Origin of the sequence: Chitinophaga eiseniae (assembly GCF_012641265.1) — a bacterium.
GTDB lineage: Bacteria > Bacteroidota > Bacteroidia > Chitinophagales > Chitinophagaceae > Chitinophaga > Chitinophaga eiseniae_A.
On sequence record NZ_JABAHZ010000010.1, the window covers coordinates 1 to 16986 of the forward strand.

Genomic DNA, 16986 nt, shown 5'->3' on the forward strand with positions numbered 1-16986 from the left:
GCCATTCTCAAATTTACCGCACTATAACAGCACTGAAAACTCTTTTTTTCAACCTCACTATCTGGATAACTCGCCCATTTTATCTCAAATTTGAAAAGGGCGCCTCAATTATTTTTGAGACACCCTCGGGTTAATTGTAGGTATGATATGAGCCAAAAGTGCATTTGGGGTCAACACAACCATATCTGTAACGAAAACAGCAAAAAGTGGAAACTTCCTACGCGGAGGGCAAAAAAAATTAAAATTTGATGGTATAGGATAAATAGAAGGTGAGATCGAATAAACGGTTTCCCGACAAAGTGGTATTATAGCTACTATTTTCCAGGTTCCAGGCATCGGGGATATATTTGTTACGCGCCTGGTAGGCATTGTAAAGGCCGGCAGATACTTTGTGCGTAAGGTGTTGACCAGTCTGGAAGGAGAAGCTGGTGTTAAAATTCAGACGATGATAGGGGGGGAGTCGCTTGAACTGGTAGCCGTTCCTGTCAAAGACAAAAGGATTATTATTGTCGGGTTCTTTATTGCCAGGATTCACGGGCGTAGGAGTATTGAAATCCTCATTGGTGCCCGGGGGCAGGAATTCAGCATCGCCGGAGCTGAAATACCATACCAGGCCCAGCTCCCAGTTTTTAAGCGGGCTATAGTTGATGGTGGCATTTAAATTATGTCGCCGGTCATAGCGGAATGGATATTTCTTTCCTTCGTTAATACCCGGAAATTGTCTTTCGCTCCACGTAAGGGCATAAGAGAGCTGGAACTGCCATTTGTTGATTTGCTTCCTCGACAGTAGCTCCAGTCCATAGCTCCAGCCTTTTCCTGCAAGGATATCCGTTTCCCAGGTATCTTCATCATAGAAAATATTTCCCTTTTCTGCGAAGTTGGTATTATTTCTCATCACCTTATAATAGGCATCTGCCGACAGGAACAGCCCTTTTTTATCATTGAAATTATATCCCAGGTTGACCATATGGCTCTCCACCGGACGCAGTAACCTGGTACTGGGCACCCAAAACTCGCTGTTGATGCCCAAAAATGGCGTGGTTACCTGGTGGAGGTATTGTACCATGCGGGCGTACGAAAAAGTAAATTGTTGGTCTTTATTGATCCGCCATGCGGCAAATAGCCGGGGTTGCAGGGAACGGTGGGTGTAGTCACGGAATTTGTACGTGGCATAATTCAGCCCTGGGCGGATTAATAGGTTGGACCCAATGCGCCATTCATTTTCAGCATACAGGGCAAACTCGCCGAAACGAAGCGGTTGCATAGGCTGATAGTAATCCACCTGCTCCAGGAATTCCGGGGAGATATTGGTATTGAAAGGACTGATAGTAGTATGGGCGTACCTGGCGCCAAACCGGAACCGGGCATTGGGTAATGCGTTGTATTCAAACTGGGTTTTTGCTTCCAGCTTGTCAATGGAGGCATAGTTGTTAAACGCTTTACTGTCTTCGGCTTGCTGGGTAGAGTCATTGAATAATGCGAACTTAATCCCGGCGAGATTGCGATAGTTGCTGGCGTTTATAGTAGTGCTTACAAATGAGCGGGCGCCGAGTAGATGAATCCAGTTAAGCGTTCCCAGCCGGTTGCCCCAGGCCTGCAGGCGCTGATAGTCCGGGCGGTTGAGGTTCAGGTGGTCTTTACCCAGGTAACCGGTAAACATCAACTTATTATTTGCATCCAGGAGATGTGTTAACTTAAAATGGATGTCATAAAACCGCAGCCGGTAGTTATCATCCACGATATTCAGCAGGGGATTGGACCAGCTATGGCGCATGGAGAACATCATAGCGGTCGATTTCCTGCGTAACGGCCCTTCTATGGACATGGCGCCGGCCAGCAACCCTGCATTGGCTTCGCCCGTCCATTTGTCCATGTTGCCATCCCGGGTATTAACTTCCGTGATAGAAGAGATAGCGCCATCGAAACGGCTGGGGAAATCATTTTTATACTGCCGGATCGATTTAACCAGGGTGCTGTTGACAATGGAAATTTCACCCAGCAGGTGACTGGGATTATATACCTGGTTGCCATCCAGCAGGAACATGCTCTGATCCGGATCGCCTCCCCTGACCACCAGTTTCCCGGTAGTTTCCTGCGTTTCCACATTGCCCGGCAACAGGTACAGGGATCTGACAGGATCCGTTTCTCCCAGGAAATTGTTATAGGCGTCTGTTTGGTATTTATCCATCCGGGAGCCGCCATCGGGTTGGAGGATATTGCCTGCATCAATTTTTACCTCCGGCAGTTTAACGGGGGAGATCACCAGGTTTTTTTTGGTAGATGCCTCAAGCAGGACGGTAATTATTTTAGGAGGCAGGCTGTTGTGTTTTACTTCCAGGTAATGTTTGCCCGGCGGTAACATCATGTTGTAATACCCAAACCTGTTGGCCTGGCAGATCTGACCGGATGCCAGGTCCTGTACGGTGGCGTAAGCCAACGGTTCCAGGCTGCCTTCTTCCATTGTAAAGCCATAGAGAGGATACCGCTCAGGTAATTTTTTTTCAGGCAGCAGGATGATCTTGTTGTTTATTTCTGCTATCGTTATTGGCTGTCCGCTCAGTAACTTATGAAGTACAGTTCCCAGCATGATGTTGCCATCGGTAATAGCATAGGTACTGTCTGTGGTGAGGTAGTTGGTAGAATACTCGATTACCGTACCGCTATAGCTGCTTATTTTCGATAATAAGGAAGGAATGCTACCGGTGGCAGCATGGCACGCAAATGTTTTCTTTGTAAGGGATTGCTGGGCATGAGCGCTCAATGCAGTGCAAAGCAATACCACGGACATAAGAAGGCCGACGGCATGGTAGCTGTTGAAATGGCAATGCCATAACGACCGCCGGCCGTAAATGTGCGTGTATTTGCTATGCTGAAAATTCCTTACAATAAGTCAAATAAAAAGTTAGTACAGAATAAGGGTGTCTTGTTGTTGCCGGTAATGAAGTCCTGTTAATTTCGCTATTTCATCTACTGCCTGTGATAACGATTCCTTTCCAAAGCTGGCGGTGATAGATATTTCGCCGGCTCCCGGCGTCTGTGCGCTATCCACTTTAACAGGATGATTATAAAAAATAGTCAATGTTTGGATCACCTCTTTTAACGGGGTACTCCTGAAACTTAATTCTTCCTGTTGCCATTGCAGCGGGGAACTGGTAAATGTTTTTCTTTCAAATGTTTCTCCTGTGAAGATGGCTTCTTCATTGGCAGATAACGTACACCTTTTTTGTGGATGATCTTTATCTGCAAACAACACTTTGCCGGTAACGACGGCCACTCGTTCCTGCTGCTGCCCTGCATTTACCAGGAAGGAGGTGCCCAGTACCGTGATCAGTCCTTTCCCGGTTTCGATACGGAATGGCTGCTGTATGATTGTTTTTACATCAAAATACGCTTCACCGGAAAGATATATTTTCCGCTCATCAGCCTTGAATGTTTTGGGCAACCGGATGGTAGCTCCTTTTCGTAGCCATACCGATGTGCCTTCAGATAATGTTACATGCTGATCAGCAGCAGCGGTGATGATGGTAAAGGATTCCTGCCGTTTATTGTACCACCACCAGCCGCCGAAAAGGAAGCCTGCTACAATAGCCGCAGCCACTAATGTTTTCAGGAGCGTATTCATCCAGAAAACGGTGTTGGTGGTATCATTTTTTTTCTCCGTGGCCAGTGCAATTCGTTGGTCTATTTTTGACCATGCGCTACTCGTATCGAATTCTTTTTCTTCCAGCCATTCGTCTGCCATGCGCCAGGTGGTAGTCAGCTGCGCGATTTCTTCTTCATAGGCAGGGTCCTGCGATGCCCAGTCGGCAATGATTTTGTCGTCTGCTTTGGCGGATGCCCCCTGCAGCTTTCTGAGCAGTATTTTCTTTATATGATCAGGTAATTGTTCCATTTGTTTTCTTCTCCCATTTACTAAAACATAATTATTTGTGAAATTCCTACGGATAGAAAAAAATAATTCAAGAGAACCTATAGCGTGCCTTTAACGAAATTCCTCAGGAATTTCAGCGCTTTCCAAAGCTGGTTATTCACCGTTTTAATGGAAATGCCCAGGTTGTCGGCTACCTCCTGGTTGCTGAAATTCCCCAGGCGGCTTAATAGAAATATTTCCCTGCATTTGGCGGGAAGCTGGTCAATTCCTTTTCCTAACAATGCTTTATAATTTACCAGCTCGCCTTCACCAGGCTCTGTGCCTACCGGCCAGGCATCTTCTTCTATATTCATGTCGGTCAAACTGTACACAGGGCGGCGCTGCCCACGATGCAGGTGGGTCAGGCAGTTATTGCGAACAGCGGTGAAAAGATAGAATTTTACACCTTCGACCACTAAGATGTCTCTGCGGTTTTCCCATATCTTCACGAAAACATCTTGCACGATATCTTCACACACCTCCTTTTCCTTTATGAAGCTGGAGGCGTATTTGCAAAGCGGGTTATAATACTGTTCGAATACTAGTTGGAACTGTCTGTATAGGTCATCTGTACTCACAAATGAATTTTATAAATATGATACTTAATACGCATGTGTTTCCCGCTACAGGTATATGGAATTTTATTCAGAAAATTCCCCCCGGTAATCTATAAACGCGCCGCGGTTGATTTCCCTCTATTCTATTTTAAATGAAGATGAGGGTAGGGAGATGGTAAAGTAGGGATAGGTAATATAATGAGCTTAGCCTTTATTGGTAAAGTACTCCCAGATTTCACGTTTGTAAGTCTTGCCAACAGGTAACGTTAAACCGTTTTCCAGCAGTACCTGTGCTCCTTCGAGGGACTGTATTTTTGAAAGCGCTACAATATACGAACGGTGTATGCGCTTGAAATGACGCTTATCTAGTTGTTGTTCTATCTCGCCGGTAGTGGAGGCGCTCAGGTACATTTTATCCTTTGTAAATACCTTCACGTAGTTACCATAACTTTGAATATGGGTAATATCACTGGTCATTATCCTGACGATACCTGTATCTACCTTTAATATTATGGAGAGATCTGATGTTTGTTGTAGGGGAATGTCTGCGTGACGGACAACAGGAGGTTTGAAACGGGCGAACACATTATCTACTGCGGCCATGAATTTGGCTATTTCAAAGGGCTTCACCAGGTAATCGACTACCCGGTATTTATACCCGGTGAGCGCATACTGGGTATAAGCCGTAGTTAATACTACCAAAGGTGGATTGGACATGGCTTCCAGCATATCCAGTCCGGAGATGCCCGGCATATTAATATCCAGGAAGAGTAAATCAACGGGATGCTTAAACATAAAGTCCATTGCACTCACGGCGTTATAGAAGCTGCCGACCAATACCAGGCTGCTGGTTCCTTTAATATAATGATCAAGCACGCGGTGCGCTCCTTCTTCATCGTCTACTACGATACAGCGTAATGATTCCATAGACTACCGGTAATTTAATTGCATTTTTAAAACGACCCTGAATTCATTTTCATCCCCGGAAATATCCAAATGATACTTTCCTGCATACAATAGTTCCAGGCGCTCCCGGATGGTGGCAAGACCGATACCGGTGGAACCGCTCTTCAATGGTAGATCCCCCAATGAGTTTACAATGGCCACTGTTAATGTAGAGCCATTTAACTGTATACCGATATGCACAAACGATTGCCCGGAGGCCGTAGTACTATGTTTAAAAGCATTTTCTATGAGCGTAATAAGGATTAAGGGCGCGATGGATATCTTTGCGGTTTCCGGCTGCTGCGCATGCACCGCAAATGAAATGTCACAACGTTTTCCCACCCGCTCTTTTTCTATGGCGATATAATTTTCTATGAAGGAAATCTCTTCCTGGAGCTTCACCTGCGGCTTTCTACCGTCTTCCAGCTGGTATCGCATAAGCTGGGATAACTTCAAGATTAGTTGGGGAACCCGATCGGGTTCGGTCAGGCTCACACCATAAAGATTGTTGAACATGTTGAAAAGAAAGTGAGGATTCAGTTGCGCATGCAATAGCCTTATATTCATTTCAGCCAGCAGCAGCTTGTCTTCCGTCCCTTTCCTGATCTGCGACGCATGCTGCCTCACCAGGAATAAAAACATGATCGTGCTGACGCTGGCAATATTGATAACGAAATAGTATAGCAAGACATACAGCATATTCTCCTGTGGTAGTATGCCGGGTTCTACCCAAAAGAAATCTATGGGGAAGAGTATGAATGTCCCCAGGAGTAGGGCGCCAAAGGAGATCAGCGCATATTTTTTGTACTTCCTGTTCCAGAATAAAGGAAAAATAAAATGCCAGTGCAGCTGTGCCAGCGCATATATAATGATAAAAAAAACGAGTCCCTTAAAAATCGCGGTGAATGAATCCAGCTGAAAAAATTGATTCACCATCGTCAGGATAAACATGGCGATAAATATCCCAATCTCCTGTAGGTAACGCTTTTTGAACCAATTTGTCATAGCTATCATCTTCTATTGTATTTCCAGTACCACCAATGTCCCATTTTTGCAGGTATGCAGAAAATTTAAATGATGAAGGACGTTCGTCATTAAAATATAGGCTTTGCTCATTCTCATTTCCCGGTGGGAAAATAAACATTTTCTTTTGTGCCGACTAAAATTATATACGTCAGTACTAAAATTGATATACCAGATGCCAGGTAAATTTGCCGCCCTTTTACTTTTAATCATCGCTTCTTTGCCGGTGCGTTCACAATCCGTTATCCCCGGTGGTAAGGCTTCTTTCAAAATAAAAGGAGTAGTCTCAGATGCATTTGACAAAAAGCCACTTGAACTGGCTACCATCCTTCTGAAGGATAAAGATAAAGCCGTTATTAAAACTACGTTGACAGATGCTGCAGGCGCGTTTAATTTAGCAGTGCCGGAAAAAGGTATTTATCTTTTGACGATTTCACATACTGGTTATGAACCCTATTCAGGAACGATAGATGTGAAGGCGGTCACAGGAGACATCGTTAAATTTACGCTGGTAAGGCAAAGCCAACAGTTGCAGGTAATTGAAGTGAAAAAGCGTAAGCCTTTGGTACAGCCTAAAGGAGATAAGTTAGTATACGATGCGGCCGCAGATATTGGCAATAAAAGCGGGTCGGCCGCAGATGTACTGCGGAAGGCGCCTATGGTAACAGTCAGCTCTGATGGCGTCGTTAATCTTCGGGGAAATTCAAATATTAAAATTTTGCTGAATGGTATGCCGTCTGGCATTCTTGCCAAAAACCTGAAGGAAGCTTTGAAGATGATTCCCGCCAGTTCTATATTATCTATTGAGGTAATTACGGCCCCTTCGGCGAGGTATGAAGCAGAAGGGGCGGCAGGGGTGATTAATATCATTACGAAGGAAAAGATAAAGAGTACCTCCGGTACGGTTGATGTAAGCGTGGGAAGCCGGGAACAGTCTGCCAGTCTTGGCCTGAACATGTCGGGCGCTAAGTTGGACTTTAACTTCATGGGCAGCGGTATTTTTGAGCAAACGCGAAAAGAGAGTGAGCTAAACAGGGCATCATTTCACAAAGGGCTGCCCGCTGGCAGCCTGATGCAACGTGTTGATAGCAGGCAGCAGACAAAAGGAGCCAGCCTGGAAACGGGCGTAGAATACCGGCCTGATTCAACGCAGAAGCTCGGTGCTACGCTTTCCTATTGGCATGAACAATGGCCGGTACATAGTAATTTGTATAATGATTACAGAGATGCGAACAATCCGTTGGTCTACAATCAAAGCGCTGATCAACGGGGAAGTTATCATTACATAGACCTTTCATTGAATTACCAGAAACGGTTTAAGCGCAAAAAGCAATCGTTACAGTTGTTGGGAAATCTTAGCCGTTCTGTAGATCATTCCCGTTACCTTACAGATCAATTTACGCCTGACGGTACGCATTTCTTCCGGGAGGTAAGCCCTAACGCGGGAAGGAGTAAGGATTATAGTTTCCAGGCTGACTATACCCATCCTTTTAATAAAGCGGGGAGCAGTTTTGTTGAAATTGGGATGCGTTGGAGTAAAAATGATGCGGCCAGTAATTTTGCTGTCTACAATAATATGAATAACGGCGGTAGCGGGGATTTGAAGCAGGACCAGGAGCGTAGCGACTCGATGGCTTACTTCCAGGATGTTTTTGCTTCCTACGTCAGCACGGAGTTCGAAACGAAGAACAACTGGCGTTTCCGCCTGGGCGCCCGCTATGAGTATACACGGATAAACGCTGTCTTCAAAGGCACCAAACCTTCGTTTGGAACAGATTTCAGTAACCTGGTTCCTAACCTGTTAATTGCTAAAAAAGTAAATGAAGCACATGAATTTAAGTTCAGCTATACCGAACGCATTCACCGGCCTTTTATCTGGGACCTCAATCCCTATATAGATGCCAGCGATCCCCGTAACCTGACCATGGGTAATCCCCGTTTACGCCCGGAGCTTACACGGATGCTGGAGGCTTCCCACATTTACAATGCGCCTTCCGGCCTTAACCTGGTCAGCAGCGTTTACTTTAACTTCAGTTCCAATTCAATAGAATCACTTTTAACCGTTGACAGCAATGCTATTTCGCGGACGTTGCCCCAGAATATTGCCGCTAACAAACGATTGGGAGCAAATATCAATGGATATACCCAGCTCAATGACAACTGGACAATCAACGGAGGCCTGGAGCTATACCAGGTATGGTTTAAGAGTAACGCCTTGCAGATTGGTAACAGCGGCTTCTTTCACGCTTTTAATATCAACACTTCCTATACCATTCCCAGCGGGTATACGTTTGAGTTATCCGGCGACTATAACAATGGTTTTATAACACTGCAAGGCAAAAATACATCGGACTATACCTACCGTATGGCCGTTCAAAAGGAAGTATTGCAGAAGCGGGGCAGCATTACGGTGTCATTAGTGAATCCTTTTCAACGTAACCTCCGGCAGCGCAGTATGGCAACTGCTCCTGTCTTTCATCAACAGTCGACGACCTATTATTATAATAGATCTGTGGCGATCGCGTTTAACTGGAGGTTTGGTAAAGTCCCTAAAAGCAAGGAGGAAAAAATGCCGGAGGAACAATCAACGCGCCCGGAGCGGAAACGGTCAGGCAGGTATTAACCGGTTTTCAGCCGGAATGCCTGCACCCTTCGTTAATTGTAACACATCTTTTAACAGCTCGTTAGCCGCTTCTATTTCTTCTTTTTTAATAGAGATGCTTTCAATATTAAAACCAATGGGAATGTTTTTGGCCTGTGTATAGTTCAAAATTTCTATCGCAATATTCTTACAGGTTTCGATGGAGGAAGACAAAATATCTTTCGAGTGTTTTAGATCGTTATAAAGCCACTTCGGTACCTCTATGCCCAACCATTCCATAAACTGCAATGTTTTGAGCGATCCACAAGGAGCCAGGGTGAAAATTAAGGGCGAGAGTGATTTGTCGTTATCCAACCCCGCGTAATAATAGTCTGAGAGAAGATCTTTAGTATCATTCAGGCTATAAACGCATTGAGAAACAAAGAAGCTGCATCCTTTATTTATTTTATTGAAGATGCGCAGATGTTCGTCGCCCTTTTTGGTATGTCGCTCAGGAATGGTAACTCCACCCAATACGAGCGACTTAGCATACTGGTTTCGCAGGTCGTAGGCATCCTGTAGCGAAAAGTTGGTGGCTTCTACCTGTTGGTGAGAAGAGGCGCCTACAAAAACGGCGTACCCGATATGTTGATTAGCCTGGAGCCAGTTGATAAACTGTTCTTTATCCAGGTTGCCAATGCTTTTATAAATCACTTTGGGGACTTGCAGCGGCGCTAAATAGTTTTTGCTATACTCCTCCGGCGTAATGGTGGATTGAAAAGCAAAAGTTCTTTCTTTTTCTGTCCGGGTAGATTCATCCTGGATATCGTAGAGCAACAGTCCATCGATGGGAAGCCCCTGAAGTCTTTCAATTTGTTTGCCGGCAATAATTTTTACCTGTTCAGGCTGCGTGGTAGCCTTCGGCGGCGTTAAACTATAAAAGACCAAATTGGACCCTGGCCGATGTAACTTTTCCTTGAGCATACATGATGATTTCGGCAAAAGTACAAATTGGGCGGGTATTTTGAGCGATTTATTGGGTTGGAGGCCTATACTCACCTACATAGACCGGTGCTTAATTAAAAACTCTCAGCACTGCTGAGAGTAATTCCCCTGGTAAAAATATTATCAAAAGACGCATTCATAATTGCTTGATGACCCTCGCCGGCACTCCCGCTACCACCACATTATCCGGAACATCCTTTGAAACAATGGCCCCCGCCGCCACTACTGCATTTTCTCCAATAGTTACACCGGGTAGGATAGTGGCGCCTGCGCCGATCCAGGCATTGCGTTTTACCAGGATGGGTTTCGTCACCAGGGCTCTTCTGTCGGCAGGATCTAAAGGATGGTTTTCTGTTACCAGGTTTACTTTCGGCCCGATCAACACATGGTCTTCAATCCAGCCGGGTACGTATTTGCTCAATATCTGTGGCCGTGTTGAGTGCGGGCGAAAGCTGTATGGTACGGTCAACAATCGCCTGTACTTTACGATATTCCGGATCATCCAGGCGGATAGGCTCCCCGGCTTTCAGCCTGGAAAGAACATCCTGTTTAACATCTTTCATCATGCCATTAACCTTTATACTGTTGATCAGTCACCTTTTCCATCCAATCCACCACTTTACCGTTGAGGTTCTCCTGGATGGCAATATGGGTCATGCCTGTAGTGGCAGTAGCGCCATGCCAGTGCTTTTCATTGGGTGCAAACCAAACCACATCGCCGGGGTGTATCGTTTCTACCGGGCCGCCTTCCCGTTGCACCCATCCACAGCCTGCTGTTACGATCAACGTTTGTCCGAGCGGGTGTGTGTGCCACGCAGTTCTGGCCCCCGGCTCAAAGGTTACGCTGGCGGCTACGCCGCGGCGTGCTTCATTGGCATCAAAAAGTGGATCTATTCTTACGGCTCCTGTAAACCAGTCGTCCGGACCTTTGCCAGAGGGTCTTGACCCTATTCTCGTAATTTCCATGATTCAAATATTTAATACCTGTTTATTGCAGGTATTTGGTAAAGAAGGTGGTTAGTTTATCGGGGTTTATGAGTGAAGGGAGCGCGGAGATTTTATATAACAATAACTTTTGACAGATCGATCACGCGCAGTCCTTTCAGCGCCGCATAGGTCAGTTTATCCATGGTGGCGCCGTCGAAGCAGGTAGTTTTAATAGCGAGGTATGATTTGTTGGTGAGTGAAAAAGGCAGTGTAAAGGATACATTCCGGAGTGTGGCGCCTCTGAATGAGGCATCTTTCAAGGCAGACTTGTTAAACTGTACACCGGTGAACGTCTGCCCGTCGAAACACATCCCTTGTAAATCGCAGTGATTAAAGTCGACGCCGTTAAAAATGCATTGCTCGAAGATCGTTTTTCTAAGGTCGGTTTTGGTGAGATGAACATCTGTGAGGGTAGCGCCTATGAATTGGGCGCCTTGCCCCGAGATATGCAGCGTGGTACGTACCAGGATGGATGTACGGAAGCTGGCGCGGGTGAGATCAGTGGTGGAAAAACGGCAGTCTGTCAGGCGGGCGCCATCGAAATTGGCTTCGCGGGCATCCACTACGTCAAATGAAGTCCCGGTGAGGTCAGCACCTGCAAAGTTGGCCCCGCGAAGTGAGCTTGTGTCGAATTTCCCTTTATGTAAAGTAACGCCTGCAAAGTCGCCTTTCTGCAGATCGATGGCGGTGAGGTCAATTTGTACTTGCTGCGCGGGCGAAGGCTCACTGGTCTCCACTGCCGGTTGCCTAACCAGTGGTGATATTTCATTATCCGTAGTGCGTGCGCCTGCTGAGAAATGGTTGAGGTCTACGCCTAGTATCTCTGTAAGACGGTTAAAAGTAGTGATATCAGGCATAGATTCTCCACGTTCCCATTTTCCAACCGCCTGGGGACTAATAAACAGCTGTTGGGCAAGCTTTGCCTGGGACATTCCCATTGCCTTTCGCGCTTTGGCAATTTTGCCGCCGATTATCTTAGTATCCATACATGATATATTTTATTTTTCGATAGAACGAAGATAGGCTGCTTCATTCCCGGAATCAACAAAAAATGAAAACTATTAGTGGTAACAGCACTACTTATAGTTGTTTACATGCAAAAAGCCCCCGCTACAGCGGAGGCTTCGTGGTAAATCTTTTGGCGTTAACAACAGGGAAGAAAATTAATTCCAACCGTTTTTGATGTCTTTGGCAACATTTGGATTATAGTTTTTCTCAACATCAGGTATAGGGAGCAATAGGTTTTTATCCTGGAAAGGTTGTGTACCAGTGCCTGGTTCTATGGCCTTTTCTGCGTTGATGGTTTGTTTAAGGATGCCCCATCTCAGCAGGTCGAAATACCGGCATTGTTCTCCGCAGAGTTCCAGCTGGCGTTCCCGCATCAATATTTTCATCGCGTTATTTTTGTCGCCCAAAGTGGTGTACAAAACGGCATGAGAGCGGGAGCGTACGCTGTCGATCAATGCCAGCGGTGCATCGCCGGTATTACCTTGCTGGATGTGCGCTTCGGCCAGCATCAGCATTACGTCGGCCAGGCGGATCACCTGCCCGTTAATCGGGCTTTTGGGATCGCCATACTTTTCCACCAGGTTGTAATATTCATATTTTTTCCAGCGATAATCACCCTGTGGATCGGTAGCATCAAATGGATAGGGTTTGGCGCCTGTGGCGCATTGCTGGCAGTACACGGTATCTCCGCCGGAAGCCGGAGTGCCATAGAACGTGGAATTAGCACGAGGGTCGGTATAGGGTAAACCTGTGGTGGGATTTGGATAGGTGAATGCTTTTACGGCGGCGTTGCTGATATATACGTTTTTCCAATCGTTCCAGCCATACTCCATCGCGCGACCGGTATGTGTTTGTTTGCCTACCTGTTCTGCACCATTGCCAAACATATAGTAGGGGGAGCCAATACCCCAGTCGGTCCACTGCTGGTCCATGATCTGGAAGATGTTTTCCGGCGTGTTCTGGTTGGTAGTGCTGAAAACATTATCAAAGGAAGGGTCGAGTTTGTACGCATACGGTGCTCCCATCAGCTTTTCAAAGGAAGCTTGTGCCTGCGCCCATTTTTTCTCGTATAAATATACTTTGCCGAGCAGGGCTATCACAGCGCCTTTGGTAACGCGGCCCAATTCTGCGGCAGGATATACGGTAGGTAATTCTGTAGTGCCTTGTGCTTCTGTCAGGTCCTTTTCTATCTGTTTCCATACATCGGCAGCCGGGCTGCGGGATAAATAGTTGTTATGAAGGGTGGTTTGATAGTCGGTATACAGTGGCACATCTCCCCATAACGTTACTAAATGCAGGTAAGCATAGGCACGAAGGAACTTTACCTCGGCCAGGTATTGATTCAGCTTTGCGCGATCTGCGGTGGCGGTTGGATTCCAGGCGGCAGCGCGGTCAATCACCAGGTTACATCTGAAAATCATCCGGTAAAGAGAACCCCATAAGCTGCCCAGGTCTGCATTGTTGGTGCCGAAGGTATAGTCGCCCAATTCCTGTTCCGGTCCAAGCAAAAAGCTGGCGCGCTTGGCGTCATGGCCCATCAGGTCGAAAATGAAATAATACTCCCTGGCCCATAATCCCGGATGCAGCAGCGTGGCGTAACTGGCGATGGTAGCCTGGTTCAGCGCAGATATGTTGGTGAAATAGGTGTCGTATGCGTAGGCGCTCTGATCTACCAGGTCGAGGCGCGACTTTTTACATCCGGTGGAAATGGCTATCAGACCGGTTATCAGCAGCAGTTGACGTATATACTTCTTCATAAAATCACTTTTAAAAATTAAAACCCTAATTGAATACCTGCCAGGAAAGTTCTTGGCTGTGGCACTTGTCCCTGATCAATACCGCGTGCAAAAATATAGTCGCCCGCCACTTCCGGATCGTAGCCGGTATAGCGAGTGAGCGTCAGTAAGTTTTGCGCTGCGATGTAAATGCGCAGGGATCTCAGGGTGCCTTTGGTTACATTGCTCAACATAGCAGCCGGAGCATTGTATCCAATGGTAATGTTGCGCAAACGCAGGTAGCTGCCATCTTCCAGCCACCAGTCAGATGGACGGAGGTTACCGTTGCCGGTTACATTCTGGCCTATCCTGGGCAGCGCAGCTACGTCGCCGGGTTTACGCCATCTGTCGAGGATGTCGGTGGTAGCATTATGCCCGGTAGACATGAAGCTGGTATTTAATTTTAGCCCATTCAGGAGTTTGGAACCGCTGACACCGGATAATACCAGGTTCAGGTCAAAGTTTTTGTAGGTGATGCCAGCGTTGATACCATACACATATTTAGGGATGGCATTGCCTAATATTTCCTGGTCTTTTGCAGTTACTACGCCGTCGCCATCGATATCTTTATAAATAAAATCTCCTGGTAACAAACCATCCTGGTATTTGGCGTTGGGGTTGCCTGTTTTTTTAGCTGCTTCCTGGTTGAGAGCAGTTATTTCGTCGGCATCCCTGGCCACATGATCCATGCGGTAGCCATAGAAAGAGCCGATCGCATAGCCGGCTGCTGTATAGGTAGTGGTAGGTACCGGCGTAAAGGCGCCCGCCTGTATAGGTGCAGAAAACTGGTCGCCTAATGATAATACTTCGTTGTGGTTAACAGATCCGTTTACGCTTACGTTGAAGCTAAGGTTGTTGTTGATTTTATCGCGGTATCCGATGGTTAGCTCAAGACCTTTGTTCCGGGCATTGGCAGCATTCACGGTTTTCTTGGGCTGGGTACCGGTAGGGCTTACACCAATACTCGCGGGCAGCAGGGTGGTTACCAGCAAGCCGGTACTCTTACGATTGTACCAGTCGGCTTCCACGGTGAGGCGGTTATTTAAGAAGGCCAGGTCGATACCGATATCAGCCTGGTTGGTTTGTTCCCATTTTAAATCAGGATTGCTTAATGTGGTCAGCGTGGTACCGGATACAAATGTTTCTGTACTGCCGAAAGAATATACTAGTGCGCCTCCTGGCGTACCCTGGTAGGTTTTAGCCGTGTTCAGGAAGTTAGGGATATTATTGTTACCGGTTTGTCCCCAGCTGAAACTCAGCTTTCCATCTGACAAAACGGGGAAATTACTTTTCATGACGTTTTCTTCTGAAAAGCGCCAGGATAAACCTCCGGCGGCGAAATTACCATAGCGGTTATTAGGGCCGAAGTTGGAGGCGCCGTCTCTCCGGTAGCTGGCGGTCATGATATATTTATCGTCATAAGTATAGTTGGCCCGGGCATAATAAGAGATCACAGAAGGACGTGAATAGTTTGAATAGGTATTGGTAACGGATTGGGAAGAGGCCACCACCACATCTGTGAGGTTATCATTGGGTTGACCGGTACCCCTGATAGAGGAGCCGTTGGTGCGTCCCGGATCAATATAGCTTTGTCCTGCGATTAAAGCCAGTTGGTGTTTGCCAATTAATTTGTCGTACGACAGGTAGTTCTCCAGCATGTAGTAGGAGTTTTCTGAAAATACCAGCATCGACTGGCGTGCCTGGTTCAGGAAGTTAGATGCCTGGTACTGTTTCTGGTAGCTGCTGGTGCGGCTGGAGTTTACTTCTGCTGCAAACTGAGAGCGGAATTTTAATCCATCGATGATACGTACTTCACCGGATAGTTGCGGGAAGAAAGCCAGTGATTTGGCAGTCTGACTTTTCATCGCAATTTCCTGCAACGGGTTCACTGCATTGCTGTAGTCATCGATATTGGAAACGATAGAGTATCCACCCTGGATAGATGGATCGAGCATTGGTTTATAGGGAGCATACTGTATTGCGTTGATGATATTGGCATAGTTACCTTTACCTACATATTGGCGCACGATCACGTTTTGTGTAAACCGGAACCGGCCCAGTGTTTCCTCCAGGCCTACACGTGCCTGGAATCTTTTGTTGGTAGCATCGGTTAAGATGGACTGCTGATCAATGTAGGTGGCAGATACGCTATAATTTACTTTTTCACCGCCACCGCTGAGGTTCAGGTCATTTTCAGACACCATGGCGTTACGGAAAATGGCGTCCTGCCAGTTGGTACTGTCCTGCAAGCCTCCTGGTGTGTTGAACTTGGCCGGCAGTACAGTATTCTTGGTAGCGGCGAGATCTTTCAGCGCTTCCACATATTGTGCGGTATTGAGCAGGTGCAGTTGTTTCCAGGCTTTAGCCATACCCCATTGAGAAGTAAAGCTAACGCGGGGTGGACCCGTTTTCCCTTTCCTGGTGGTGATGATTACCACGCCGTTGGCGGCTGCGGAACCATAAATGGCGGTAGAAGAGGCATCTTTCAGGACAGTGATATTTTCGATGTCCTGCGGATTGAGTGTGTTAAACAGGTTTTTGGTGCCCTGGATACCGTCTATGACATACAGGGGATTGACGTCGGTAAAGCTACCCGTGCCCCTGATGATGATCTGGGCATCGGCGCCTAATACGCCACTGCTTTGCAGCACCTGTACGCCGGCAGCTTTACCGATGAGTAACTGTGAAGGATTGGTGGCATTTACGGCACCGGCTTCTTTCACCGTTACTACGTTGAAGGCGCCTACCACATCCTTCTTTCGGGCAGTACCATAACCGATAACGACGATATCGTTCAGTGCTGCCACTGTTTTAACAAGGCGTATGGAAAACGTGAGGGTGGCGCCTGATTTCAGGGCTACGTTGTTCAGCCGCTGTGTTTCAAAGCCCATGTAAGAAACGCTGAAAGCGTATTTTCCTTCAGGGGGTAATCCGGAGAAGCGGAATACGCCATTGCTGTCAGTTACCACACCGGCGGTATACTTTGTTTTTTCATTCAGCGCTACAACAGAGGCATTGGGGAGGAGGTCACCCTGATCTGTGCGCACGGTGCCGGTCACCTGCATGCGGCCCTGCGCCTGGGCGGTCATTGAAATTCCTGGTATCAGCATGACAAGTAACAGGAACAGGCGCCATTTTGGTCGATAGAACATCTTCATAACTGGAACGTGTTTTAAATGTATAGGGCAAAGCAAG

13 protein-coding genes are annotated in these 16986 nt (G+C 46.8%); 1 reads left to right on the forward strand and 12 read right to left on the reverse strand.

The window, feature by feature from the left end; genetic code table 11:
- Positions 1 to 238: 238 nt before the first annotated feature.
- The 5 genes from HGH91_RS27800 to HGH91_RS27820 all read right to left on the reverse strand — a co-directional run bounded on the left by HGH91_RS27800 (position 239) and on the right by HGH91_RS27820 (position 6417).
- Complete coding sequence (locus tag HGH91_RS27800) at positions 239 to 2788, reverse strand: TonB-dependent receptor plug domain-containing protein (protein ID WP_168742522.1); 2550 nt, start codon at positions 2786 to 2788, stop codon at positions 239 to 241.
- Positions 2789 to 2902: 114 nt separating this feature from the next.
- Positions 2903 to 3892 (reverse strand): FecR family protein, encoded by a 990-nt coding sequence (locus tag HGH91_RS27805; RefSeq protein WP_168742523.1) that lies wholly within the window; start codon positions 3890 to 3892, stop codon positions 2903 to 2905.
- A 77-nt stretch (positions 3893 to 3969) separates the two neighbouring features.
- A complete protein-coding gene (locus HGH91_RS27810; RefSeq protein WP_168742524.1) occupies positions 3970 to 4488 on the reverse strand; it encodes an RNA polymerase sigma-70 factor in 519 nt (172 codons plus the stop codon).
- Between the two features lie 183 nt (positions 4489 to 4671).
- Entirely contained in the window at positions 4672 to 5394 is a 723-nt protein-coding gene (locus HGH91_RS27815; RefSeq protein WP_168742525.1) for a LytR/AlgR family response regulator transcription factor, read from the reverse strand.
- Between the two features lie 3 nt (positions 5395 to 5397).
- Positions 5398 to 6417 carry a sensor histidine kinase gene (locus tag HGH91_RS27820; RefSeq protein WP_211092456.1) on the reverse strand — a complete coding sequence of 340 codons (1020 nt, stop codon included), beginning with the start codon at positions 6415 to 6417 and terminating at the stop codon, positions 5398 to 5400.
- Positions 6418 to 6610: 193 nt separating this feature from the next.
- Here HGH91_RS27820 and HGH91_RS27830 point away from each other — a divergent pair, with 193 nt between their 5' ends.
- A complete protein-coding gene (locus HGH91_RS27830; RefSeq protein ID WP_168742528.1) occupies positions 6611 to 9058 on the forward strand; it encodes a TonB-dependent receptor domain-containing protein in 2448 nt (815 codons plus the stop codon).
- Here the strand turns inward: HGH91_RS27830 and HGH91_RS27835 are convergent.
- From HGH91_RS27835 to HGH91_RS27860, 7 genes are all read right to left on the reverse strand, one after another.
- The gene (locus HGH91_RS27835; RefSeq protein ID WP_168742529.1) at positions 9044 to 10000 is read right to left on the reverse strand and encodes a methylenetetrahydrofolate reductase; all 957 of its coding nucleotides are present in this window, start codon (positions 9998 to 10000) and stop codon (positions 9044 to 9046) included. The genes HGH91_RS27830 and HGH91_RS27835 overlap by 15 nt on opposite strands.
- Positions 10001 to 10157: 157 nt before the next feature.
- Positions 10158 to 10442, reverse strand: a complete 285-nt coding sequence (locus HGH91_RS27840) for a DapH/DapD/GlmU-related protein (protein ID WP_247651866.1) — start codon at positions 10440 to 10442, stop codon at positions 10158 to 10160.
- Positions 10414 to 10587 (reverse strand): hypothetical protein, encoded by a 174-nt coding sequence (locus HGH91_RS31335; protein ID WP_247651867.1) that lies wholly within the window; start codon positions 10585 to 10587, stop codon positions 10414 to 10416. Before HGH91_RS31335 ends, HGH91_RS27840 begins: the two co-directional genes overlap by 29 nt.
- 4 nt (positions 10588 to 10591) lie before the next feature.
- Positions 10592 to 10987, reverse strand: coding sequence for a cupin domain-containing protein (locus HGH91_RS27845; protein ID WP_168742530.1), 396 nt, complete (start codon positions 10985 to 10987; stop codon positions 10592 to 10594).
- A gap of 92 nt (positions 10988 to 11079) precedes the next feature.
- Entirely contained in the window at positions 11080 to 11994 is a 915-nt protein-coding gene (locus HGH91_RS27850) for a pentapeptide repeat-containing protein (RefSeq protein ID WP_168742531.1), read from the reverse strand.
- 177 nt (positions 11995 to 12171) lie between these two features.
- Positions 12172 to 13773: a RagB/SusD family nutrient uptake outer membrane protein gene (locus HGH91_RS27855; RefSeq protein WP_168742532.1), complete on the reverse strand. Its 1602-nt coding sequence runs from the start codon at positions 13771 to 13773 to the stop codon at positions 12172 to 12174.
- Between the two features lie 17 nt (positions 13774 to 13790).
- On the reverse strand, positions 13791 to 16949 hold the full coding sequence (locus HGH91_RS27860) for a SusC/RagA family TonB-linked outer membrane protein (protein WP_168742533.1): 3159 nt from the start codon (positions 16947 to 16949) through the stop codon (positions 13791 to 13793).
- Positions 16950 to 16986: the final 37 nt, after the last annotated feature.